The organism is Lachnoanaerobaculum umeaense (assembly GCF_003589745.1).
In the GTDB taxonomy this organism is placed as follows: domain Bacteria; phylum Bacillota; class Clostridia; order Lachnospirales; family Lachnospiraceae; genus Lachnoanaerobaculum; species Lachnoanaerobaculum umeaense.
Genome location: NZ_CP032364.1, coordinates 2244555 through 2270454 on the forward strand (window position 1 = coordinate 2244555; position 25900 = coordinate 2270454).

At 36.2% G+C, this 25900-nt stretch carries 22 protein-coding genes, 1 tRNA gene and 2 pseudogenes; 6 read left to right on the plus strand and 19 right to left on the minus strand.

Features of this window, described 5'->3' with window-relative positions:
• Window positions 1-4 precede the first annotated feature (4 nt).
• The 4 genes from D4A81_RS10540 to ssnA all read right to left on the minus strand — a co-directional run bounded on the left by D4A81_RS10540 (window position 5) and on the right by ssnA (window position 7001).
• On the minus strand, window positions 5-1036 hold the full coding sequence (locus D4A81_RS10540; RefSeq protein ID WP_111524905.1) for a molybdopterin-binding protein: 1032 nt from the start codon (window positions 1034-1036) through the stop codon (window positions 5-7).
• Window positions 1037-1205: 169 nt separating this feature from the next.
• Window positions 1206-2594, minus strand: coding sequence for a dihydropyrimidinase (gene hydA, locus D4A81_RS10545; protein ID WP_111524904.1), 1389 nt, complete (start codon window positions 2592-2594; stop codon window positions 1206-1208).
• A gap of 79 nt (window positions 2595-2673) precedes the next feature.
• A complete protein-coding gene (ygfK, locus tag D4A81_RS10550; RefSeq protein WP_111524903.1) occupies window positions 2674-5658 on the minus strand; it encodes a putative selenate reductase subunit YgfK in 2985 nt (994 codons plus the stop codon).
• Window positions 5658-7001 (minus strand): putative aminohydrolase SsnA, encoded by a 1344-nt coding sequence (ssnA, locus tag D4A81_RS10555; RefSeq protein WP_111524902.1) that lies wholly within the window; start codon window positions 6999-7001, stop codon window positions 5658-5660. Before ssnA ends, ygfK begins: the two co-directional genes overlap by 1 nt.
• 222 nt (window positions 7002-7223) lie before the next feature.
• On the opposite strand from ssnA, the gene D4A81_RS10560 reads away from it, so the two are divergent.
• From D4A81_RS10560 to pckA, 3 genes are all read left to right on the plus strand, one after another.
• Window positions 7224-7294 (plus strand) — tRNA-Gly (locus D4A81_RS10560).
• A gap of 75 nt (window positions 7295-7369) precedes the next feature.
• Window positions 7370-8050 (plus strand): adaptor protein MecA, encoded by a 681-nt coding sequence (locus tag D4A81_RS10565; RefSeq protein WP_111524901.1) that lies wholly within the window; start codon window positions 7370-7372, stop codon window positions 8048-8050.
• 240 nt (window positions 8051-8290) lie between these two features.
• The gene (gene pckA, locus D4A81_RS10570) at window positions 8291-9898 is read left to right on the plus strand and encodes a phosphoenolpyruvate carboxykinase (ATP) (RefSeq protein ID WP_111524900.1); all 1608 of its coding nucleotides are present in this window, start codon (window positions 8291-8293) and stop codon (window positions 9896-9898) included.
• A gap of 119 nt (window positions 9899-10017) precedes the next feature.
• On the opposite strand, the gene D4A81_RS10575 is transcribed toward pckA, so the two are convergent.
• From D4A81_RS10575 to D4A81_RS10590, 4 genes are read right to left on the minus strand one after another with little or no spacing between them, the layout of a single operon-like run.
• Window positions 10018-11787 (minus strand): metal ABC transporter permease, encoded by a 1770-nt coding sequence (locus D4A81_RS10575; protein ID WP_111524899.1) that lies wholly within the window; start codon window positions 11785-11787, stop codon window positions 10018-10020.
• Complete coding sequence (locus tag D4A81_RS10580) at window positions 11784-12671, minus strand: metal ABC transporter permease (RefSeq protein ID WP_111524898.1); 888 nt, start codon at window positions 12669-12671, stop codon at window positions 11784-11786. Before D4A81_RS10580 ends, D4A81_RS10575 begins: the two co-directional genes overlap by 4 nt.
• Before the next feature lie 3 nt (window positions 12672-12674).
• Window positions 12675-13385 carry a metal ABC transporter ATP-binding protein gene (locus tag D4A81_RS10585; RefSeq protein WP_111524897.1) on the minus strand — a complete coding sequence of 237 codons (711 nt, stop codon included), beginning with the start codon at window positions 13383-13385 and terminating at the stop codon, window positions 12675-12677.
• Between the two features lie 17 nt (window positions 13386-13402).
• Entirely contained in the window at window positions 13403-14398 is a 996-nt protein-coding gene (locus D4A81_RS10590; protein WP_111524896.1) for a metal ABC transporter solute-binding protein, Zn/Mn family, read from the minus strand.
• Window positions 14399-14756: 358 nt separating this feature from the next.
• Here D4A81_RS10590 and D4A81_RS10595 point away from each other — a divergent pair, with 358 nt between their 5' ends.
• Entirely contained in the window at window positions 14757-15800 is a 1044-nt protein-coding gene (locus D4A81_RS10595) for a cell wall-binding protein (RefSeq protein WP_111524895.1), read from the plus strand.
• Window positions 15801-15901: 101 nt separating this feature from the next.
• On the opposite strand, the gene D4A81_RS10600 is transcribed toward D4A81_RS10595, so the two are convergent.
• From D4A81_RS10600 to D4A81_RS13535, 3 genes and pseudogenes are all read right to left on the minus strand, one after another.
• Complete coding sequence (locus tag D4A81_RS10600; RefSeq protein ID WP_111524894.1) at window positions 15902-16450, minus strand: GNAT family N-acetyltransferase; 549 nt, start codon at window positions 16448-16450, stop codon at window positions 15902-15904.
• Window positions 16451-16471: 21 nt separating this feature from the next.
• Window positions 16472-16717 (minus strand): annotated as a pseudogene (locus tag D4A81_RS10605) (pyrimidine dimer DNA glycosylase/endonuclease V); the annotation flags it as partial.
• A gap of 148 nt (window positions 16718-16865) precedes the next feature.
• A complete protein-coding gene (locus D4A81_RS13535; protein WP_243111781.1) occupies window positions 16866-17150 on the minus strand; it encodes a hypothetical protein in 285 nt (94 codons plus the stop codon).
• An 81-nt stretch (window positions 17151-17231) separates the two neighbouring features.
• Between D4A81_RS13535 and D4A81_RS10610 the strand changes: the two genes are divergently transcribed.
• Complete coding sequence (locus tag D4A81_RS10610; RefSeq protein WP_243111782.1) at window positions 17232-18122, plus strand: hypothetical protein; 891 nt, start codon at window positions 17232-17234, stop codon at window positions 18120-18122.
• A gap of 270 nt (window positions 18123-18392) precedes the next feature.
• Here the strand turns inward: D4A81_RS10610 and D4A81_RS10615 are convergent.
• The 6 genes and pseudogenes from D4A81_RS10615 to D4A81_RS10640 all read right to left on the minus strand — a co-directional run.
• Window positions 18393-18542, minus strand: a pseudogene (locus D4A81_RS10615) (pyrimidine dimer DNA glycosylase/endonuclease V); the annotation flags it as partial.
• A 1-nt stretch (window position 18543) separates the two neighbouring features.
• Window positions 18544-18930: a YbgA family protein gene (locus tag D4A81_RS10620; protein ID WP_111524067.1), complete on the minus strand. Its 387-nt coding sequence runs from the start codon at window positions 18928-18930 to the stop codon at window positions 18544-18546.
• A gap of 212 nt (window positions 18931-19142) precedes the next feature.
• Entirely contained in the window at window positions 19143-19706 is a 564-nt protein-coding gene (locus tag D4A81_RS10625; RefSeq protein ID WP_111524066.1) for a hemerythrin domain-containing protein, read from the minus strand.
• 1 nt (window position 19707) lies between these two features.
• On the minus strand, window positions 19708-20316 hold the full coding sequence (locus D4A81_RS10630; protein ID WP_111524065.1) for a hypothetical protein: 609 nt from the start codon (window positions 20314-20316) through the stop codon (window positions 19708-19710).
• Window positions 20317-20337: 21 nt separating this feature from the next.
• Complete coding sequence (locus D4A81_RS10635; protein WP_111524064.1) at window positions 20338-20682, minus strand: cupin domain-containing protein; 345 nt, start codon at window positions 20680-20682, stop codon at window positions 20338-20340.
• A 160-nt stretch (window positions 20683-20842) separates the two neighbouring features.
• A complete protein-coding gene (locus D4A81_RS10640) occupies window positions 20843-21184 on the minus strand; it encodes a pyroglutamyl-peptidase I family protein (RefSeq protein ID WP_278321267.1) in 342 nt (113 codons plus the stop codon).
• A 378-nt stretch (window positions 21185-21562) separates the two neighbouring features.
• Between D4A81_RS10640 and D4A81_RS10645 the strand changes: the two genes are divergently transcribed.
• Window positions 21563-23143 carry a vWA domain-containing protein gene (locus D4A81_RS10645; protein WP_111524063.1) on the plus strand — a complete coding sequence of 527 codons (1581 nt, stop codon included), beginning with the start codon at window positions 21563-21565 and terminating at the stop codon, window positions 23141-23143.
• An 89-nt stretch (window positions 23144-23232) separates the two neighbouring features.
• Here the strand turns inward: D4A81_RS10645 and D4A81_RS10650 are convergent, their stop codons facing one another.
• A complete protein-coding gene (locus tag D4A81_RS10650) occupies window positions 23233-24948 on the minus strand; it encodes an alpha-amylase family glycosyl hydrolase (protein WP_111524062.1) in 1716 nt (571 codons plus the stop codon).
• A 9-nt stretch (window positions 24949-24957) separates the two neighbouring features.
• Window positions 24958-25881: a nucleoside/nucleotide kinase family protein gene (locus D4A81_RS10655; RefSeq protein ID WP_111524061.1), complete on the minus strand. Its 924-nt coding sequence runs from the start codon at window positions 25879-25881 to the stop codon at window positions 24958-24960.
• Window positions 25882-25900 lie beyond the last annotated feature (19 nt).

The window sequence follows — 25900 nt, forward strand, 5'->3', positions numbered from 1 at the left end:
TAAGTTATGACACACCAAATGAACAATTTGGGAATATGCATGTCGGACAATGCATGCAATACCCGCCAACTCCCAATATATCTATATCAGACTTTTCCACCTTTTCCCCTGCCATAATTCTTGGCAATACAATATCAAATATTGTTTTCTTCTCATACATTACACAGCCCGGAAGTCCCATAAAGGTTACATTTTCATTTTTACCGCCATAGGCAAGCATAAACATAGCACCCGGAAGTACAGGTGCTCCATAAGTAATAACCCTGCTTGCATTCTGTCCTATAGCATAAGGTGTCTTATCATCAGGATCAACACTCATTCCACCTGTGCAAAGTACGATATCTGCTCCTGCAGCCATTACCTTTTTAATGCACTCTATTTCCATCTCCACATCATCGCTGCTTATCTCATGTGCTATAACTTCTGCACCATATTCTTTCATTTTGTTTATAACCACAGGTGTAAAGGTATCCTTTATTCTTCCATAGTAAACTTCATTACCTGTAGTCACTATTCCGACTTTCTTTTGTCTGTATGGTAAAAGTTCAAAGAGAGGCTTGTCTCCCACTATTTCCTTTGCCTTTTCCATTTTTTCTTTTTCTATGATAAGCGGTATGACTCTCATACCTGCAAGATGCTGACCGGCTTTCACAGGAAAGTTATCATGTATACTTGCAATCATCATCTCGCCAAGTGAATTGAGCTTATTAATTCTTTCCTTATCTATCTTTAAGAGTCCGTCACATTCTGCAATCAACTCCACCTTACCCTCTTTGATATCCGGATCTCTTTTAAGATGTTCATTCTTACACATATCATAAAGCATAAGTGCCGCATCATTTTCATGCAACATGTTCTCATTTACTTCCCAGATATAGATATGATCCTTACCTACTGAAAGTAATACTTCCACATCCTCTTGTCTTATAATATGTCCCTTTCTGAATACGGGACCTTTCTTTTCTCCTTTTATTATCTGTGTTATATCATGACAGAGCATATGCCCTACGGCATCTTTTGTATCAATAAGTCGCATATTTCCCCTTCTATGTAAAGCCTATATATTAATTTGAGCTATAACTATACATTTCTAATTTGTTTATACATAAGTATTATACTATGAATCAAAAAAAAGTTCTATGCATTTATTCATTTTTTAAATAAATACATAGAAACATATTTGTAAACCAAAGGTTCATCTATTATTAAAATCTGAGATATGGCTTCCTTTCTAAGAATTTACCCTCCGGAGTATCTTTGATTTTGGCATTATCAACTATTTCACTACCTCTCAAGAACACTTTATCGATATGTCCGCTAAGAACCTTGCCCTCAAGTGGTGAATAGTCACATTTTGAAACCTGAGTAGCGGCAGTGATCTTAGTCTGTGCCTTTGGATCTAATATGACAATATCTGCATCAAAGCCTTCTTCTATGAATCCCTTTCTATCATAAAGTCCATAAAGTTTTGCAGGATTCTCACAAAGTACTTCACACATCTTTTCTGCACTAATTCTACCCGCAGCAACACCTTCAGAGTACATCACAATACCTCTTGTTTCTACGCCCGGCATTCCTCCCGGAATCTTCCTAAAGTCTTCCATTCCAAGTTTCTTTTGCTCTGACGTGAAAGAACAGTGATCTGTTGCTACAGTCTGAATTTCTCCATCTGCAATCGCTCTCCAAAGCTCATCAATATCAGACTGTTCTCTAAGTGGTGGTGCTATAACATACTTGGCACCTTCAAATCTCGGTAACTCGTATAGACTGTTAGTCATAGTAAGATACTGTGGGCAGGTCTCGGCATATACTTTCTGCCCTCTTTTTCTGGCAGCTCTTATCTCATCAAGTCCTTCCTTACATGTCAAATGTACATCAATGATATCACTGCCTGCCACCTCTGCAAGGTGAAGTATTCTTCCGATAGCCTCAGCTTCAGCTGCAGCCGGTCTGGTCTTATAATGAGAAGATACTTTGTTCTGCAATCCGGCTTCCACAAATTCCTGCTGAAGTGCAAATATAAGTCCGGCATTCTCACAGTGTACTCCGGTAATAGCCCCAACTTCCTTAAGTCTTTGTATTACCTCAAAAGCTTCATTGTCTTGTAATATAATGTCATATGTAAGATAGATTTTAAAAGTGGTAACACCTCTATCCATCATATCCTGACACTGACGTTTAGCTTCTTCATTCCAATCACTGATTGACATATGTATTCCATAGTCACAGAATACTCCGTCTTTAGCTTTCTTAAGCCAGTTGTCCATACCCTCGTTAAGAGTTTCTCCCTTGTACTGGGTGCCGAAATCAATAATAGTTGTAGTTCCACCGCTTATGGCAGCTCTTGTTCCTGAATAGAAGTCATCACATGTAACTGTACCTGCAACATGCAAGTCAAAATGTGTATGTGCATCTATAAATCCGGGGAATATAAGTTTACCGGAAGCATCAATAACCTTTGTATCCTCATCAAGCTTAGCTACCTCACCGTTTTTAAATACTTTACTTATTTTCTCATCTTCAATAAGTATGTCGGCGACAAAGCTTTCTTTGGAATTTACTATTTTCCCACCCTTAATAAAAACTCTCTTCATATTATCTCCTTACATAGCAAAATATGCCACTTTTTAGGGTGGCATATCTTAACTATATCATATTTTATCTTAGTCTATATTATAGGAGCAAATACTCATATTCATTATAGATAGTGTCGATAAGTTCAGCATATCTATAATTAAGCTTGTCATTGCTCTCGCCTATTCTATACACAAGATTTTGTCCGTCAATTCTTACCTTAACATCCTTGCTTCCCTTAACGATCACAAAACCGTCGTTCTCTGAATCAAGCATGTCTGCTTCGCTTGCGAATAATGTAAGCTTATCCTTGTATGGTGCAGAAGCATATGGACAGAATGTCTCACAGTTACCACACTCATTGCACATATAATCCACATGAACTATCTGATGGCTACCCTTTACATTAACATACACATTAGCTCTGTTTGGACAAACCTCTGTACAATTCTCACAAATATAGTCACAAGCTAAACATCTGTTGTCAGCCTTCTTCTCCTCTACCTCTTCAAGGATTCCTCTGTATGAGTATACCTTCTCGTCAGTAGTATCTGAAATCTTAAGCTCACCGATTGCATGATTTACGATAGCCTCACAAACCCTCTTACTGTCAGCAATAGCTTTTACGATAACAGATGCACCCTTAGCGCCGTCACCTGCAGCATATACTCCCTTAACATTTGTCTCAAGAGTAACAGGATTAAGTACAGGAAGGTTCTTCTTGTCAATCTCAATTCCGTTGCTTGTGTAGAAGTCACCTCTTACACTCTCACCGATAGATGCGATAAGTGTATCACATGGTAATTCAACAAGTTCATCTGTCTCCTTAACTCCTCTTCTACCGCTTGCATCAGGCTCACCAAGTACATTCTTAGCACATACAAGCTTTCCGCCCTTGAATGATTTTGGAGAAACAAGTGTAACGAACTCTACTCCGTCCTCAATTGCCTCGTTAAGTTCTTCCTCATCAGCAGGCATATATCTTGCATTTCTTCTGTATGCAAGGTATACATTCTTAACACCAGGAACTCTCTTAGCCGCTCTTGCAACGTCCATAGCTGTGTTTCCACCACCTACAACGATAACATTCTCGCCAAGATCCATCTTTCCTTCAGTCTTTTTGAAGTCCTCTAAGAAGTGAAGTGCATTTATTGCCTTTCCTTCTTCAAGCTCAAGTGGAAGCTCCTTATGTGCACCTATTGCAAGGATAACCTTATCAAAGCCTTCAGCCTTAAGTGCATTTATATCATCAATTCTCTTGTTTGTAACAAACTTTGCTCCGCAAGCCTTTGCAAGCTCTACGTCTCTCTGGATATCATCAGCAGGAATTCTGAATCCCGGAATGATGTTTGCAACAACACCACCCATAGTATCTCTCTCATCAAATACAGTAACATCCACACCTTCTCTTGCAAGGAAGAATGCTGCTGCGATACCTGCAGGACCACCACCTACTACAGCAACCTTTAAGTTCTTCTTATCAGTGCTCTTTAAAGTAGGTACAACCTTTTCAAATGCGTTCTGTGCCGCAATAAGCTTATTTCTTCTGATCTGCACATCTTCTTCATAGTGATTTCTTGTACAAGCACTCTGACATGTATGTGTACAGATATGACCTGTCATGAATGGAAGCGGGTTCTTCTCTAAGATAACATTAAGAGCATCCTCATACTTTCCTTCATTAACAAGGATTCCGTAAGTTGTAATATCCTGATTGATAGGACATCTGTTTACACAAGGTGCCATATAGCAATCAAGGTAAGGAACTTTCTTGCTTGACTTTCTGTTTGGAAGCGGCTTAACCGGCTTAACGTGATGCTTATCACTTCTAACCTCTGAAACAAGCTTCTCAAGAGCCTCTACATCAATTCCTGACCAAGCCTTGATCTCAGGCTTTTCAAGCTTCTCTGACATCTCAATAAATCTCTGATAGCCACCCGGTTTTAAGATAGTAGTAGCCACTGTTACAGGCCAGATTCCACTACCTACAACCTTATCTATATTGAAGTAATCACAACCACCTGAATATGCAATTCTAAGCTTGCCGTTAAAGCTTCTTGAAAGATTTCTCGCAACAAGAAGTGAAAGTGGATAGAGCGACTTTCCTGACATGTACATTTCCTGTGATGGAAGCTCATTATTCTTTACATCAACCGGGAATGTATTTGTAATCTTAACGCCGAACTCAAGGTTCTTTGAAGAAGCGAGTGCCATAAGTCTCTCTAACATAGGAACTGCATCCGAGTACTGTAAATCCTCTTTAAAGTGAAGATCTGTAAACGCAATGTAGTCGTATCCCATGCTGTCAAGCATCTCTCTTGCAACTTCATATCCAAGAAGAGTCGGGTTACATTTTACAAATGTATTCAATCCCTTTTCTGTAATAAGATATGATGCAATAGCTTCTATCTCCTGTGGAGGACATCCGTGCAATGTAGATACTGTTACGGAATTTACAATATCAGGAGTAATAGCATCAAGATCAGCCTTTGTAAACTTCTTGAACTTGCTTAAATTCTTCTCAAGATATTCCTTACACTCTTTGTATATAGGTGTTTCTGAAGCATCCATCATTCCGTTGATGAAATTATCAACCTTAGGAAGCTTAATACCTGCAAGATCATATCCTACTGAAATGTTGAACTGGAATCCATCGCTGCCGCCAAGATCCCATTCCTTTGAGATAACCTTAAGTGCAAACCAACCCTTGATATACTCATCAAAAGCTTCCTGAACTGTAAGTTCTGTAGACCACTCACAGTTGTAGCACTCATCTTCAGCTGTAATACATGGCTTAGCCACACAAGCTGCAAGCTCTCTACCGTCCATCTTCTGAACTGTCTTAAGCTCAAAGAATCTTGCACCTGCATAATATCCTGCGATAATATTCTGTGCGAGCTGTGTATGAGGACCTGCTGCAGGACCTATCTGTGTCTCCAATTTTCTTCCGAAAATAGTGTAAAATTTATTCTTATCAGCCTTATAAGCCTTTTTTACTCCATAACAAGAGCCTTCTTTTTCCATCTCCTCAAGGAGTCTTTCCATGATCCTATCAAAAGGAATCGGTGTCATTATATCTCCCATTATGCATTTCCCCTTCCATTGATCTTATTTGCAAGTCTCATTGCACCTTCTCTTACCTTAGCAAGTACTTCCTTTTCATCAATGTGAAGAAGCTCTCTATCTTTCATCAAGATATTTCCGTTTGCAATTGTAGTTCTAACATCTTTTCCGCATACTCCGAACAATAGATGGCTATTGATATTTGAAGCGGTCATAGGTGTATTCGGTGTATAATCAACAACGATAACATCAGCTGCTGCGCCGGGCTTTAATACTCCAAGCGGCTTCTTAAAGTATCTGTTTGCAATATTTGCATTGTACTCAAAAAGCATCTTTGGAACTTCACCCCAAGCTGCATTAGGATCGCATAAATGGTGCTTATGAAGCACATTTGCAACCTTCCATGACTCTAAAACGTCATGTGTATAGCCATCACTTCCGAGTCCGCATACAATTCCTCTGTGAACAATCTCCATTGTTGGAGGGCATCCGCATGCATTACCCATATTTGACTCAGGGTTATGTACTACACAAGTGTTTGTATCTCTGATAAGATCCATCTCATGTGGGTTAATATAAATACAGTGTGCAAGTAATGACTTATCGCCCAGAACTTTCCAGTCATATAATCTGTCAACAATTCTCTGGTTGTGTACTTTCAAGCATGAATGCAAATCTTCAATACCCTCTGCCACATGGATATGACATCCGATATCTTCCGGCTTTCTTGACATAGCATATTCCATTGACTTGTCAGAAATTGTGAAGCTGGCATGCATTCCCATCATACCTGCAATCATGTCTGAATCGTCTTTTTTTGCATGATTTGCAAAATCAACGTTCTCCTTAACAGCCGCTTTCATCTTGTCTTCGCCATCACGATCAGATATCTCATAGCAAAGACAACTTCTAACACCCGTCTCTCTTGCAGCCTTTTCAATAGCAAAAAGGCTTCCCTCGATCTCACCAAAGCTTGCATGATGATCAAAAATAGTTGTAACACCATTCTTAACACAGTCAATATAAGTAGTCATAGCAGAAAGATATGTGAGCTCGTTGTCTAAATTTCTGTCTATTGTCCACCATAAGCCGTCCAGGATCTCCAAAAATCCATGTGGGTTGTAACCATTGATGCTCAAGCCTCTTGCCATCGCAGAATAAATATGCTCGTGTGTGTTGATGAATGCCGGCATTATGAGCCCGCCCTTTGCATCCACGAAAGTTGCATCCGCATATTTTTCCTTCAAATCACGGTAGTTTCCAACCTCTAAAACTGTGTTGCCATCCAGTACTACAGACCCATCCTCAATTAATGGCTGTTCCTGATTTCCAGTAACTACCCTTCCATTACCAATTAGTAGCATTGTAAATCTCCTCTCTGAATTATGCAGTTTTAATTACAAAAACCTAATAATGTATCTTTATTTTAACATTTTTTAATAGCATTTTCAAGGCTTATCTAATTATATTTTATTTTTTCTAAAAGTTTTTAAGGTATGTTTATTGTGCTTAAAAATGAACATTTACTTTCATTTTTTCTCTTGACAGTTATTAACATTTTTGATACCATTATAGAGTAATTTTTTGCAGGTGTGGTTCAATGGTAGAACATCAGCCTTCCAAGCTGAATACGTGGGTTCGATTCCCATCACCTGCTTTTTTTGTGCCTACTTATACACTTTACATAATCTGAAAATATAAGTACAATAGAATTATAGAAAGGGGTGATACCTTGAGAATTGAAAGGGTTAATACCAATCAGATAAGATGTACTTTATCAAGTGTTGATTTAAAGAATAGAAATTTAGACATAGTAGAATTAACATATGGAAGTGATAATGCAAAATCATTGTTTCAGGAAATGCTTAGCAAAGCTTCTTATGAGGTAGGTTTTGATGCGGATGATTCACCTCTTATGATAGAGGCTGTACCTCTATCTAATGACAGCATTATTATATATGTAACAAAAGTGGATGATCCTGATGAATTAGATTCAAGATTTGCAAGATTCTCTCCTACTTCTGCCGATGATTTATTCTCTTCCTTTGATTTGAAGATTAGTAACCTATTAGAAGGAGCTCTTGATTTGAAAAATGATGTCGAAAATGAGGAGTCATCAAAGGAATCTTACCTAAGAGCATATTCATTTAACACTCTGGATGAGTTTATAGATGCTGCAAAGGCAGTCAAGAGTTATTCCGGAGAAAATACTTTATATAAAGATGAAATCAACAACAGATTTATTCTTGTGCTTAAAAAGAATGATGATAAAAAAGATTTCTCAGCCGCAGCCAATATTTTGTCCGAGTATGGAATCAAGCTATCTGCTACATCATTTAGCGAAGACTACTATAAAGAACATTATAAAATTATTATAAAAGAAAACGCTATTACACAAATAGCAAAAATCTGATTTTTAAGAAGCACTGAATATTTTAGTGCTTCTTTTTATTTATTATTTTTTTAACAAACTTCAAAATATTATTGCTTTTTTCCAAATTGTTATGTATATTTTAATAAGGTTAATTGTACTTTAAAAAGTGCATAACTTTTATTCACACGAATGCGAAAGCATATCGTGCTAAATATCTGATATAAAGATGATAAATGCTTTATCTTTGATATCAAAATAAATATGAAAAGAGGATTATTTATGGCAAATATTGATTTAACCCAGTATGGCATTACAGGCACTACAGAGATAGTACACAACCCATCTTATGATGAATTATTTGCAGCTGAGACAGATGCTTCATTATCAGGTTATGAAAAAGGACAGATAAGTGAACTTGGTGCTGTTAATGTATTAACAGGTATTTATACAGGTCGTTCACCTAAAGATAAATTTATAGTAATGGATGAGAATTCAAAGGACACAGTTTGGTGGACATCTGCTGACTATGCAAATGATAACCATCCACTTTCAGAGGATTCTTGGAAAGTATTAAAGGATCTTGCAAAAAATGAGCTCTCAAATAAGAAGCTTTATGTAGTAGATGCTTTCTGTGGTGCAAACAAGGATACAAGAATGTCAGTTCGTTTCATCGTGGAAGTTGCTTGGCAAGCACATTTCGTTACAAATATGTTTATTCAGCCAACAGCTGAGGAACTTGAGAATTTCAAGCCTGATTTTGTAGTTTACAATGCTTCAAAAGCAAAAGTATCTAACTACAAAGAGCTTGGTCTTAATTCAGAAACAGCTGTTGCTTTTAATATCACAAGCCGCGAGCAGGTTATCCTTAACACATGGTATGGTGGTGAGATGAAGAAGGGTATGTTCTCAATGATGAACTACTATCTTCCACTTAAGGGAATAGCTTCAATGCACTGTTCAGCAAATACAGATATGAATGGTGAAAATACAGCAATTTTCTTCGGTCTTTCAGGAACAGGTAAGACAACTCTTTCAACAGATCCTAAGAGACTTCTTATCGGTGATGATGAGCATGGTTGGGATGACAATGGTGTATTCAACTATGAGGGCGGATGCTATGCTAAGGTTATCAACCTTGACAAGGAATCTGAGCCTGATATCTACAATGCTATCAGAAGAGATGCTCTTTTAGAGAATGTTACTCTTGATGAGAACGGCAAGATCGACTTTAATGACGGAAGCAAAACAGAGAACACAAGAGTTTCATATCCTATCGACCATATCGAGAACATAGTTAAACCTATATCACATGGTCCTGCTGCAGAGAATGTAATCTTCCTTTCAGCAGATGCATTCGGAGTACTTCCTCCTGTATCAATCCTTACACCTGAGCAGACACAGTACTACTTCCTCAGCGGATTTACAGCTAAGCTTGCAGGTACAGAGCGTGGTATTACAGAGCCTACACCTACATTCTCAGCTTGTTTCGGGCAGGCATTCCTTGAGCTTCATCCAACAAAGTACGCTGAAGAACTTGTAAAGAGAATGGAAAAGAACGGTTCAAAGGCTTATCTTGTAAATACAGGATGGAACGGAACAGGAAAGAGAATCTCTATCAAGGATACTCGTGGTATCATCGACGGAATCCTTAGCGGTGCTATCAAGAATGCTCCTACAAAGAAAATTCCTTACTTTGACTTCGAAGTTCCTACAGAGCTTGAGGGTGTAGATACAAAGATTCTTGACCCAAGAGATACATATGCAAATGTTGCTGATTGGGAAATCAAGGCAAAGGATCTTGCTTCAAGATTCGCAAAGAACTTCAAGAAGTATGAGACAAATGAGGCAGGTAAGGCTTTAGTAGCTGCCGGCCCAAAGGTAGACTAATAATATATTTATAAATATTTTGCCTGTGACTATCTTGTCACAGGCATTTTATAGTTTAATATTATCTTTTCACAAATCCATATGCTCTTACACCAAATTTTGTTTTCTGAAATATCAAATCAAATAACTTCCACCATCATTCTTACTGCCGCTTTCCCCGCAATATGCTTATCTTCACTTTCAGAGCTTACAAGCACAGAATCGTCAAAATTATCAATATCCTTTATAATAAACTCATCCCCCAAATTTATCTTCTTTTCTACAAGATATTCAAGTAAATCCCTGTCATCTTCAACCTTATGAAGCCTGCACTTTGCCCCTTTTGAAAGTTCCGAGAGTTTTTTCAGCTTATCCACATCGGGATGATTCTCATATATTTCATTTCCATGCGGACAATGTTTGGGCTTATTTAAAAATTCATTCAATCTGTCCTTTAATCCGTTTGACGTGACATATTCCAATGCCTTTGCATCCTCATGTACATTTTTCCATGAATATCCCAGATACTCCACCAAAAACAATTCCCACAATCTATGCTTTGTCAGCAATGCTCTGGCCCTCATTTTACCTGTTTCCGTCAAAAGAATCGACTTGTTCTCAGTATATACTTCACCCTCTTCTACCAGTTTTTTTAACATCTCACTTACAGATGCAGCTTTTATCCCCAAAATCTCTGCAATCTTTTTGTTTGTTGCAGTTTCCTTTTTTTCAATAAGATCATAAATTGCTAATATATAATCATCTCTACCGGTGTCTATCTTAGCCATATCATTTTCCCTTACTCTAAGTCCGTAATGTTTTCTTATATCATTACTTAATTTTTTACCTGTTTCAGTCAGAGAATATACACCTCTTTCTTTTGCACGATAGACATATCCCTTTTTTATCAGCTTGTCCAAAACATATTTGAGCTTCCTGTCGGACCAGGCAATATGCTCTCTTATTGTACTGTACCCCAATTCACCAAGAGCATTTTTCTTTCCTGTATGATTATCTATGTGTAAAATCAAAAGTTCTCTACTAAAACGATTTTTGTTCTTAATGTATCTTATCATCTTAGTGATGATTCCACCGGGATATACTGCCATGGTTATCATGAATGTTAAACCTGAAACTACAGCACACATTCCCGACATGGATACATTAAATTTTACAGCAAGAAAATATCCTATGCAAGAATTAACTATAGCATATACAGCCGACAATAATAAAGTTATCTTTAAATCCTTGGATATCAGGTATGCACTTGCAGCCGGTGAAATAAAAAAGGCTATTGCAAGTATCGCACCTACAGATTCAAATGCCGAGACTGCGGTAAATGAAATTAGTGCCATAAAAATATAATAAAGTCCGGTACCCGCAATACCTGCCACTCCTGCATATACCGGATCAAATGAACTTATTTTAAGTTTTCTAAAAAACACTGTTACAAATATAATATTTATTAAAAGTACAAAACTCATCTGTACCAAAGCCTTTGGTAGGCTTGCTCCAAGAAAGTTTATTCTATGGAACGGAGCAAGTATGATCTCTCCGATCAAAACCACCTCTGTGTCCAAATGTACATTTCTTGCATATCTTGTAATAAGTATAACAGCTACCGAGAAAAACATCGGAAAAATTATTCCTACCGATGCATCCTCACTTACTCTTTTACTTTTTATAAGCAGCTCTATGCAGATCGTTGTCAATACTCCAAAAAGACTTGCTCCTATTATTAATAAAGCACTACCTATATCCTTAGTAATAAAATATCCTATAACTATTCCAAGCAATACCGAATGTGAGATCGCATCCGAAACCATGGACAATCTTCTAAGCACTAAAAACACACCTAAAATAGCACAGGCAAGGGAGGTTATTATAAGTATATATAAAGATTCTATCATTTGCCCTCCCTCATTTTTCTTATATTAATAAGCATGCTCACGATACCTCTTGGTGCAAACAATACTGATAAAAGTGCAATAATCGACATAATAAGTATTATGCTCGGACCTGTGGAAAGTCCTTTCACCGCACTGCTTATAAAAGTTCCCAAAAATGCCGATACTGCTCCTGTAGCCGCAGCTATAAACAATACTTTCTCATAACTTTTACTCCATTGTAAGCCTGTAACAGCCGGAGTTATCAGCATACTGCTTATTAAGATAGCACCCACAGCCTTTAGACCTGCCGCAATGAGTATCATGGTTATTATCATTATAAGAAGAGAAAGCAACCTTGAATTTATCCCTATTGTATATGCATATACCGTATCAAATACATATACCTTTATCTCTTTATAAAAAACTATAAAGAGGAACAAAGATATAATAGATACCGCCAATATGATATACACATCTTCTTTAAGTATATATGCCGCCTGTCCGAATATATAACTTGCAAGCCCCGACTGTGAAGCTCCCTGAAATTTGTGGTTTCCTTGAATATAACTTTTTAATACCATACCCAGACCAAACATTGCAGATAATATCACCGCCATTGCAGTATCAGCTTCTATCTTTGAGCCTTCCGAAATTATCTGTATAAGCATAAATGCAATTATACCTGCCACTATTGCACCAATCATTAAAATAACAGAACTTTTCCTTCCGGATATCATAAATGCCAGAATTATTCCGGGCAGTGATGCATGCCCTACGGCATCCCCTATCAGACTTTGCCCTTTTAATATACTTATCGTTCCGACTATACCCGTTGCCATGGCAAGCAGCATTGTTCCTATAGCAACCACAATAAATGAATACTGTGTAATCATACTTATATTCATAATCTACTCCCCATATGTCGCATCTATATTTTCTTTTATAAATGTTTCCTCAGTTCTTCCGCTTGCTATAAGCTGTTTATTTACCATTACTACATGGTCAAAATATTCGCATAAGGTGTTTAAATCATGATGTACAGCTATGATAGTCTTTCCTTCTTTTTTAAACTCCCTCATTGTTTCTATAATTATATTCTCTGTCTTCTTATCAACTCCTGCAAGCGGTTCATCCATAAAGTAAATAAGGGCATTCTGAGCAATCGCCCTTGCTATGAATACCCTTTGTTTTTGTCCCCCTGAAAGTTCTGAGATTTGCCTGGAGGCAAAATCTTCCATTTTCATTTTTTTCAATGCTTCTAAAGCTTTTTCTTTTTCAGAAGCATTTACTCTTTTAAATAAACCAAGACCTGCATATCTTCCCATTGTCACCACATCAATTACCGTAGTCGGAAAATTCCAGTTTACTGTGGTGGTTTGAGGTATATAAGCAATCTGCTTATATACCTCCTTGTAAGACTTACCCATAATGCTTACTTTACCTGAAATGGGCTTCATAAGCCCCAGTATTCCCTTCATCAAGGTGGATTTTCCGGCTCCATTAGGCCCTATTATTGCAGTAATACTTCCCTCATATATATCAAGATCCATATCCCATATCACAGGAATATCCGTATATGCCATTGTAAAGTCTTCCAAATGTATCAATACTTTTTCCATATCAAACCTCAAAGGTACTATTTTAAATTATCGGTAATAAGTTTTACATTATGCTTATACATATCAATATATGTGTCCCCGTCTTCACCCTTTGGTGCCAGTGAATCTGAGAACAGTTCATTACCTTCACCGCTTACGATCTTTACATCTGCTCCCTTTGCAGCTGCACCTTCTCTAAGCTTCTCCATACGTGCCGGATCTGTTGTGGATTCTGCAAATATAGCCTTTATCTTGTGATCTACTATAAAATCTATAGTTTCCTGTATATCCTGATTTGCCACCTCCGATTCGGTGCTTACACCTTGAGGTGCTTTTACTTCTATATCATATGCTCTTGAGAAATAATTAAATGCATCATGAGGTGTAATCAAATATCTGCTATCCTTAGGTATTGAAGAAATATTCTCCTTCACATACTCATCAAGCTTTGTAAGTTCCTCCAAATACTTTGTCTTATTCTCTTCATACTTATCCTTATATTCGGGATTCAGATTCTCAAGTGATTCACTTGCTGCTTCAACTGCCATTTTATAAAGTCCTATATCAAACCAAAAATGTGGATCTGTAATTATCTCACCATCTTCATCCATTGTTCCTATGCGATCCTGTGGAAAGTTTCTACTTACGGCCTCACCTTGTGCCTCAAGTGCCTCCACCATTTTACCTTCAAAATGAAGTCCATGATAAAGTGTAAGATCTGCAGAACTTAGCTTTGTATAATCCTCCGGCTTTGCAACATACAAATGCGGATCCTCGCCCGCCGGTATTATAAGTTCTACATTTACAGTATCACCTGCAATTTGCTCAACCATGTCCTGTAAAAATGAAGTAGTAACAACCACGTTCTTCTTATCCATAGTATCGCTACGTGCTTTTGATGCTTCTTCCATTACCTTTGTCTCTGTATTTTGTGTAGTAGTCTGAGTATCTGAAGTTTTTACTCCTGCACATGCACAAAGTGATAAAGCCATTCCTGCGGCTGCAATAAGTATACCGAATTTTCTTTTAAACATATTAGCTCCTTCTAAATAAATTAGGTTATTTTATTTTATAATTAGGTTTACCTAACTATATTTTAATTTATACCTTATTTTTTGAAGTAAAGCAAGTACTACTACCAACTTTCTCAAATAAATTATAATTATTCCGATTTTAATAAGTATGATAATTTTGATAAAAACTAATGTTGTAAACAATATTCTGTTATTCTTTAAAATTTATTCTGTTATTTTCGTTGAAATTCAAATTTAGTTACAATATAGTAAGATAAACTTAAGTCTAAAGGACTATATTTTATACAAAGAATCATTTAGAATATAAGCATAACATAAAAATATTAATCAGCAGGTAAAACTGCAGAATGGAGGCAAAATGATACGAAATCATTTAAAGAAAATCGCATCAGCAGTCTTGACAGCTTCAATGATTCTTGGAATGTCCGGTATGGCTTTTGCGAAGAACACAAAAACCGTAGTACAAAATGTTAAGATCAGTATAGATTATGATCTTTCACCAAACATAAAGCCCAACAATGTTGATGTAGACAGTGACAGTACAGGTGTTGGAGATATAACAGTATCCTCGGTTACCAATACTGAGTACGGCAAGAGACCAAAAGTTACATTAAAGATAAAGCCTGAGGAGGACTACACATTCAAGGGTACCACTTCAGGAAATGTTACACTTGAGGATAAGAGTGGTAAGGGAGCTACTATTAGTAAAGTTTCCGCAAGCAGCAGTACACTTTCAGTTACACTAACTCTACCAAAGATTGGTTCAGGTGATGACGGTGGACTTGAGGTAAGTGATGTATCTTGGGGTGATGATGACAGCCCTGTTGTTAGTTGGGAAAAGGCAGAGTATGCAAAGCAGTATGAATTAAGGTTCTATCGAAATAATTCTTTAAAGGATACTATTACAACTTCTGCTACAAACTATGATTTCCGTAGTAAGATCCGTGAGAACGGTAAGGGTAGCTATACTGTAAAGATTCGTGCTTTGACAAGCAATGGATCAAAAGGTAACTGGACAGAGTCAGATGAGTTTGATGTAGACGAAGATATTTTAGCAACCTTAGGTGGACAGTCAAGTTCAAACAATGGAAGTTCTACAGGACCTAATGGTTCAAGTGCTAGTGCTACAGGTGCATGGTTAAAAGATAATGTAGGCTGGTGGTATATCAATGCCAATAAAAGCTATACTACAAACAACTGGCAGGAAATCAATGGCAACTGGTATTATTTCGATAACAGAGGTTATATGGTGACAGGTTGGCTTAAGAGCCCATATTCAGGAAAGTGGTACTGGCTCAGTACAGAGAATAACAGCAATCTTGGTAAGATGCTTACAAATCAATGGGTTGATAACAACCGTTACTATGTAGATGGAAGCGGTGTTTGGACACAGAGCAGATAAAAATATTTTGAGGATGTCGCATAGCGACATCCTCTTTTTATAGTTATTTAAACAGGTGAACATTAGTTATCTAATATATCTTTTCAAATACACACCAATATTTAATCCAACACCAATAACATGGATATAAGTTCCTGCCATCCGGTATAACGAGAACAAAATCCTCTCGGATTACAACCAATTTCATTGAATCCAAATTTTTTATAAAGCGCAATTGCATTTTTATTTTCAGCAACCACTTCAAGTTCTAATTGTCTATAGCCGGCAGTTTTTGCACATTCAATACATGCCTTTGTTAATGCAGTGCCTATGCCTTTTCCATGATATGCTTTTTCAATACTTATCCCGAACTCTGCACGATGCTTTACCTTGTCTTTTGAGCCAACCGCAGAAATTCCGGCTAAACCAATAATTCTATCATCAACAAGTGCACAAATTTGTATCTCAAAGGAGCTGTTTTCTTTATCTTCAAGGAATTCCTCTTTTTCCTCAACACTAAAATTTATTTCATCCGGATAAGAAAGGAGGAAGTCTGTTTCCTCACGTATATTCTTTGTATTCTCAAGCACACTTTTAGCGTCGTCCATTGTAGCATTTCTTATAATACAAAACATATTGTTTGCAAGTCTTATTTTTTTATAATATTTCAACTCATCATCTCCTCTAAACAACTATACTTTTAAACGTATACCTTTCTTTTCTAAATTTTCTATACATTCAGCCAGATATTTACTATTATGCTCCTTATAAATCGGGCTGTCTATAATTTCCTCTTTAAGATTATCATGCTTTTCTGCTGTTTTTCCTCTATAATTTTTATCCTTCCATTCCACAGAAACATTATATCCTCTTTTCTCCATTTCCTCCATAACCAATGAATGATATACAAATAAATGATATGGGCCTAGGGTGAAAAGTTTATTTCCACTATCCCTATATTAAAGTTGCATTTAGTCTTACACATATTTCAACTTTTACAATAGTTGCATTTAGTAGTACACTTTATGTAAGACAGCTACCAGAAAGGTAGGTATTAATATAAAATCTTTAAATTCTTTTTATCACTTAACACTCGAAGATAGACACATTATACTCGCCGGCATAACTAATAGTTCCACTAAAACTGCTATCGCTAAAACTATAGGTAAAAACAAGTCTACTGTTTGTAAGGAAATTAAGTTGCATCGTAAGTTGACTCACAGATGTAGTATGCCTCTTGAATGTAATAACTACAAGAAATGCCCTTTTGGACGCAAATGTATTACTGAATGTATACTTTATTCTCCATTCTACTGCAAGAGGCGTGACCGCTCTCCCGGTGCCTGCAATGGCTGTAGTAATCGGAGGCATTGTCGCTTCGATAAGTATGACTATTCCCCACAAGATGCTTGGTTAGATTATAGATATACACTAGTAGACTCTAGGCAGGGTGTGAATCTAACCGCAAAGCAGGCTAAAGATCTAGCCAATACTATAGCTCCTCTACTTAAACAAGGGCTATCTCCATATCAGATACTTGCTTCACATCCTGAACTTGGTATATCTGAGAAAACACTGTACAACTACATAGAAGGTGAGGTGTTTCATGAGATAGCCGGTATAACTGTCCTTGACCTTAGACGACAAGTCTCAAGAAAACCTTCAAAAAAGAAATCAAAGAAATTTAAAAAAAGAGCAGATAATAAACATCTGATTGGACGTACATATAATGATTATAAGATATACATTGATGACAATCCGAATGCTCTTATAACTCAAATGGATACAGTCTATAACTACGAAACCACTGGACCATTTATTCAGACTTTCAAATTTATTCCATCAGGCATCTTATTCGCACTCTATCAAACTGAAAAAACATCCTCTGCTATGAAAGATGGAGTAAATACATTAGAGACTATTCTTGGCAAAGATGTATTTAGAAAATATGTAAATGTTTTACTAACTGATAGAGGTTCTGAATTTTATGCAGCAAAGGATATGGAAACAGATATGGATGGCTCCACACGCACTAGGGTATTCTATTGTGATCCTATGCAATCAGGGCAGAAAGGTTCTCTTGAAAACAATCACATTCAACTACGCTATATCCTTCCAAAACAAACAGATTTGAGATCTATTGGTTTAACGGATCAACATTCCCTTAATCTTGTTATAAGCCATATAAATTCTGCACCTGTTGAAAAATTTGGTGGCAAGAGTCCTTTAGAGGTGGCATCCTTCATGTACCATGATCTCTATGAAAAGCTGATGATATTTGGTATCAGAGAAATTGAAAAAGATAGGATTATTTTAAAACCCTATCTTCTGAAAAATAGATAACTCTAATTATAGGTAGCTGTCAGGGTGTCTCATAATGGTATCTTACAAGTGGAAATTAGTCCTACACTCAAAAAAATTCGACTAAAGTCCGCTTACTTGTCATTCAAAAAATGACTTATATTCACCTAAATAGCTCCATATAACACTTATATTGTAACACTTATTGCATCTTTATAGTAGTATAAATGCTATATTTCTTTGCTTTTGTAACACTAAATGCAACTTACATAATTTTACTTTTTTAAGTTGAATTAACATTTACACTTCAGCTAAATGATATGGGGAATATGAAAACACATAGTCCACAGTTTTATGTTTCTTTTTCCATCCGTTGCCCCTTAGAGCACAACATTCCCTATGTTGTCCAAGAAGCTGATTTTTTGGTAATAAGTGGATAAGTTCTTCATTCCATAGTCTCATATTATTCTCGTGTTAATAAAGTGGATTTCTCTAAATATTCATTGGGGTATTTTTTCAGTAAAGTATTAAGGTACTCAATTACAGCTTCCCTGTTATTTTCCCCTTTGATATATTCATTTAATATATCAAATAATATCCGCTTTTCCATTGTGCTTGCTTCTTTTTTGAAATATCCCCATATATGAAGAACGGCATTACTAAAATCTTTTTTACTCTCCTTCATATCTCTTGCTTCCTGTATTTTTTTATTTACCCATAAAACATCCGGTTCTTTTTCCCTCAAATACGCCCTTATCTCCAGATATACTTTATGAGATTTGCTTAGTACATAATATTTATTTTTTGCCCATAGCTCTTCACTTTCTTTTTTTATACTTTTGTAATTCATAATATCACCTTTCTGCTCATATTATTGTATCATTTTTTTTAAATATTTGTTATTTAATCAATATAAATAACTTTTGTATATCTACTTGTTAAATAGTATTTTTATAATTAAATATAACTCTTAATTTACAATAAAAAAGAATTAAGAAAACCATTTTCATACAAATAATGATCAATGTTCTTCTTAATTCTATAAATTATAAATCTATATTTTTATCTTGCAGGATATTTTCTTCTGAATCCCTCAAACCACTCAAGGTATTTAGCAACATTTGCTTTATTCTCAGGATCATTGTCAAATTCCTTTGTTTCCACATCCACTCTCTCCTTATCCTCGGCAGAAAGTGCTCTCTCGGCAAATGTATATACTACCTCATCTTCTTTTCCTATATGTCTGTTAAGAAGTGTCGCATATCCTGCTGCATTTGCTATTATATCAAGCTTATTTTGTGTGGATGGATCCTTTTCATATCTGTCAGCAGCTTCCAAAAGCTCGTTCATATGAAGTCTACCGAGGTCATGCTCTACAAGCATACCGTTTCTTATAAGCTTATCAGCTACAGGACCCAGCTTTTCCATCATAATTTTAAAAAGGATCTTCTCTTCCTTTCCATGATGAAGGTGATCTGCATATGTCTTACCAAAATCCACACATTCTCTTACAAGTTTCGTATCCACTTCACTTCCCTCTATGATTGAGCAGCACATAGATTTCAGGCTCTTACAAAACTCTATTATGTTCTTGTGTTCATCTACTAAAATTTCTATTCCGTACATATTACTCCCTTACCAACTTATATGTGCCATTTCCCAGAGCATAATATGTCAGACCGCTACCGTCAAACACACCTTCGATCATAGCATTTCTTATTTCATAAAACAGTGATACATCTGCTCCTACTTCATCCCAGTACTGCTTGTGAATATCCACAGTTTCCTGCCACATAAGCTCATCACTGTCCTCATTCACAACCATATTTACACCGTCACATGGCATTCCGCTTACAAATGTATTCTCATAATACTCAAAACCGTCAACAGGTGAAGCTCCGCTTCCTATAGCATTTTCCTTACCGAAAGTCCTTGCACTTTCACAGATAATGCCGATAGCATCAGGATTTCCCTCTGTAAGATTCTTTGCAACATATGCAAGTCTTCTCTCTACTATAGCTATCTTATCCTGTAACCAACCATGTATATTGGTCGGATCTATTACATTTCCAAGATCACCCTCAGGAAGCGAACCAAACTTCTCATCTATATCGGCAAGAACTGCTGTATTCAAGCCTTTGTCCTTTGCTGTAGTTATCAAAGTATTTGTTAAATCGTTTTGTATCTTTATCTTTCTAAAAAGCCAATGATGTATTGGACCCAGTATTGCACTCATATTTTTTATTCCTTTACTTTTTTATCTTTCTAACGGGAAAACAACTGTAAGCTGCATCTTAAAACTTTCAATCGCATGCACTGAATGCGGCTTTCTCGAAGGCATTACCACACTCTCACCTGCATTCAAAATATATTCTTTTCCGTCTACAATGAACTTTCCTGTTCCCTCAAGCACTGTAACCAGAGCATCTCCATCAGATTCATGTGTAGAAATCTCCTCACCCTTTGAAAATGCAAAAACTGTAATACTTACATACTTATTCTGTGCCAAAGTCTTTGATACTACCTGTCCATCTGTTGCCTGAACTAAATCCGCTAATTTTAAAACTTCTTCATGATTTATATTTTTTAAAAACTTATCCATACCTATCTCCTTTATGGTAAAATCTTAAACATTCACTACTATTTCAGTATAGTATTTTTTAAAGTATTTTTCTGTAACAATCGTTAATTTTGTAAATTTATTTTGCACAATTTTTGAATAAAAAACTGCCTCGGCATTCCAAAGCAGGTTTAATTTTATATTAAAACTCTTTACCACCATTTACATTTATATCTGCATCAAAATTCTTATCAATATCAACTATTGCAGCTTCAAGTCCTCTCCTTATATCCTCAAGTGCCATATATGGAGCTACCGGTGTTCTTCTTGCTGCCTGTGCAGGTATAAAAGGAACATGTGTAAATCCACCCTTTATATGAGGATATTTCTTTGCCAATGTATAGAGTACACCATGCATAAGATGGTTGCAAACAAAGGTTCCTGCTGTATTTGTGCCTTTCTTTGTTTTCACTACCACACTCTCAGCTTTTGTTATTTTATCCGCTATGGGCCTGCCCATCTTCATAGCTGTCTTTCGACTCATTCTAATAAGCTCCCTTTCAAATATTGAGCTTTTATAATTCACTCTCCATATTTTCGCCTCTGAATTCAAAGTGTTATAATAATATTATGATACTCTAATAAAGTAATATCAAGAGAAATAGACAATATTAGCTATATACGACTCAACTAAAAATGTTTTTAGTGAAAGTCAAAAATTTTTATATAGTTATTATTGATTTATACAATAAATCAATAATATTTTCTTTGTTAAACAATAACAAATTAAAGTAGTATTTCAGTGTAATAATTATTTATTTTTTAATAAATAATTACACTATTCTACATTTATTATCTCCATGTTAATGTTAATATTATAGTAAGTTATTGATCGTAATTGTTTTATTTGGAGGATGAGTATATGAAGAAAAAATCAATTTATTGTAGAATTGGTGCCAGAGTAATGATATTGTCACTCAGTATACTGTTTACAGGCTGTGGTCAGAGATATGATAAAACATCAAACGATGGTGCTGAATATGCAACCGGAAAGACAGTTGAGGTGTCAGATTATTATATTCCTCAGGTGGCATATAATACTGAGGAATACAATGCTATTGATGAAAGCAACTTCAAAGCTGTGGCTACTTCAACACTATCTACATTTGCAGCGGATGTAGACACGGCTTCTTATGCAAATATCAGAAGATTTGTAAACTCTGGAGAGCTACCACCTGCTGATGCAGTTAGAATAGAAGAAATGTTAAACTATTTCCACTATGACTATCCACAGCCAAAGGATGGTGAACCTTTCTCAGTTACTACAGAGATTTCTGCCTGCCCATGGAACCCCGATACCAAGCTTATGATGGTAGGTATGCAGGCAAAACAGGTGGATGAACTTGAAAAGAAACCTTCAAACCTTGTATTTCTTATAGATGTATCAGGATCTATGGATGAACCTGACAAATTGCCACTTGTTAAAAATGCATTTTTACTTCTATGTGAACAGTTGAAAGAAAATGATACAGTGTCAATAGTCACATATGCCGGATATGATCAAGTTGTTTTGGAAGGTGCAAAGGGTTCTGACTCCAGGGAGATTATGGCTGCTATAGAAGATCTGGAAGCAGGCGGAAGTACCGCAGGAGCTGATGGTATCAAGACCGCTTATGAAATTGCAAGAAAGTACTTTAAAGCAGATGGAAATAACCGAGTTATACTTGCCACAGATGGAGATTTGAATGTAGGTATCACAAGTGAAGGTGAGCTTACAAGACTTATCAAAAAAGAAAAAGAAAGCGGTGTTTTTCTTTCTGTTCTGGGATTCGGTACTGAAAATATAAAAGACAATAAAATGGAAGCACTTGCCGACAATGGAAACGGAAATTATTCTTATATTGATTCAAGATTTGAAGCAAAGAAAGTACTCTCAGAAGAACTTGGTGCCAACTTCTTCACAGTAGCAAAAGATGTTAAATTTCAGCTTGAGTTCAATCCTAAGTTTATAAAGGGTTATAGGCTTATCGGATATGAAAATCGTATAATGGATGATGAAGATTTTAAGGACGATACCAAAGATGGCGGTGAGATAGGCTCAGGGCATAGAGTTACTGTACTATATGAAATAGTGGATAAAGACTCTCCAATAGAGATAGGCTCTGATCTCAAATACCAAAATAATGTCGAAACTGATTCTGATGACCTTTTAAATATAGCAGTAAGATATAAAGAGCCTGATTCTGATACAAGTAAGGAACTAAGCTATCCTGTTACTTCTGACAGTATCAAAGAGAATATGTCTGATAATATGAAGTTTGCAGCCGCTATAGTAGAAACCGGTATGCTACTTCGTGACTCAGAGTTTAAGGGTAGCTCAAGCTATGATAATGTCTTATCCATGCTTGATTCTATACCTGATGTCAAAAATGATACAAACAAACTGGAATTTTTACTACTTGTAAAAAAGATTTCTACCCTACCGGCACAAATGTCAAAATAAATTCAGTATTGTTTTAAATTAATAAAATTAAACTACTTTTAATACAGAACAAGTTCAGCCATAAAAGCTGAACTTGTTCTTTTTATTTATTATAAGAAATTTTCTTTATAAATAACTTTCCCATCCTTTTCACCTATAATATTAAAGGCAAAGCTTGTTAAATCTCCCTCAAGAACTGCACTACTGTCCTCGTTTTTCCACTCAATAAAGATCTTACTTCCATCACATTTCATAGTAAATTCACTATAATTTGAAAATACAGAAAATGTATTTCGGAATCTAAGCATTTCAAGCTGTTTTTGTACAACCTCTCTTTGTAAACCTGCTTCTATCTCTTCTAAAGTCAGATTTGTACGGTTGATTTCCTTATGTCCTCCGGCCCCTGCTCTCTTTACCGCTTCATGATCATTCTTTCCTGCAAAAAGATCCAAATACCACACTTGTGGCTTTCCTGGCATAAAGATTTGAATAGCCCTGGCAAGAAGCATCCTCTTATCCTCTTCACCCAGTGCACTGTAGTAAGTTGCATTTACCTGATAATATACATTCTTTTGACCATGTAGATCCTTTACATATCCACCTCTTTTTACAACTGTATCTATGATGGATTGAATCCTTTCCTCACTGATAAGTCCCTTTAAATCAAGTAGAGGTATACCGTCATGGCAGCCAAGCATATTCACTACCTGTATATTCTTTTCCACAAGTTCATCAGCCCATTTTTTTAAAACCTCACCTGATTGCTGTTCAAAGGCATCTATAATAAGACCCGGAAGGAAGAAATCATAGGTCATATAACCCTTATCTGCAATCTTCTCATAGATTTTTTCCTCATAACTTGCATGAATCTCAGGTAGTAGTCTCACATTATATTTATCAGCCAATTCTCTCACCTTTGTAAGTACATCCCAGGTGGCAGGCTCATTTAAGAAATTCTTCTCTCCTACCTCTTTTGGAGCATAGGCAAAAGCATCCAGTCTGACTATCTTGGCACCGTAATCTACCAATGTCTTTAAAGTATTATCATAAAACTCCCAAACAAGAGGTGATTTGATATTGAGATCCATCTGTCCAAGATATTTTCTCTCAGACTCCAGCTTCTCACAAAGTTCTTTCCTTTGATCATCACTAAGTTTATTGCTGTAGATATTTGACTCGTTCAAAATCTTTTCAGGTGATTTACCCTCTATTAGACTCTCATTTAATAAACTTGCCAGCCCCTCTGCAATACTGTACTGTACTCCTGTAATATCTCTAATATCCACAGCATCTAAAGAAGGATATCTTACTTCCTGATAAAATGTATTCCAATACGGTACTTCTTTACCATCAGGGAAGCGAACCATCAGTATGGGCAGACCCGGTTTTCTAAAAAACATATCCTTTATAAGCTCAGGTTTTGGCTGTATATAACCTGCCTCAGTCATCTCGCCGCAGCCATCCCAAAATTTATTCCAATCAATGAAAAAATCTCTGTACTTTGACTTCTCGCCATTTTTTATAATATCCTGAAACTGTTTGGAAAGCACTGAAGCATGATTTAGTATAAAATCAAGTTTTAAATCAATTCCAAGCTCATCAAGCTTTTTCAAATCCTCTTTTTTAGCAAAAAGCTCATTTAAAGAATAATCAATTACTGAAAAGCCTCTATCCAGATCAGTATGGAAGAGACTTGGCAGTATATAAAAAGATGAAAATACATCCTTTAATTCATTTTTACTGAGGAAATTTGCAATATCACTTAAGTTCCCACCAAGACTGTCAGGATATGCATTAAGCATCGGACCGTTATTATTTTTATTCACACTACCCACCTACATTCCTATATATTTACAATATTCTTCATAGCTTAGTCTGTCACCGTTTGGAGTAATAATTATCTTTGCCTTATGTGCCTGATTTACAAGTGATTCCTGCTCTATATCAAGTACCATGGTTGTAAACGGACTGTCAATTCCACAGTCACGATTCCTTAAAAGTCTGTATTTCAAAGTTTCTGCCGGAGTATTGTGTATAAGTATCGGAATATCGACTCCATTGAAGCAATCACTGTTTCCATGTGTCCATTCAATTAAAAGAACTCCTACATCCTTGAAATCCACATCATCATACCATATCTGTGTATTGCTTCTTCCCATTCTCTTTAACCAGATTTTTTCCGCTCCTGATTTAAATTGGTCAACAACATCCTCAACTTCTTTAAATGCAAGCTCATTGCCTGTACCGAGATACTCCTTAAGTGCATTACGTCCACCGTTTATATATGACTTGTACCATGGATATTTTTTTATATTTTCAGAGTCTGCATCATTACCCTCTTCTTGCAGCTTATGAACTATTTGAAAACGTTCTTTATTGTACTCTCCGTCCTTTACCAGTCCTTTTAATCCGCCTTCTCTAAAAATATGTAAGCGCTCTGCATCATTGTACTCAGGGATTCTTCGCGGATAATTGTCTCCACCCAAAATATAGCTTCCTATTCCTATATCATTTAAATAATACGAAAGTACTGCGGCTATTCCTGATTTTCCCACACCTGAACAACCTGATACAGATACAACAACCTTTCCGTTACCGTTTTTACTCTTAACTTTTTCAATCTCATCAAGCAAATCAGGGAAAATCCTGCCTGCTCTGTCAATATGATACTCTGTTATAACAACCTTACTTCCCGGTACATCAGCCTGCTCTATCTCCTTAGGCAGTACCGGTGGCTTCCAATTTTTAAACTCTTGCATAAGTATTCACCTCATATAC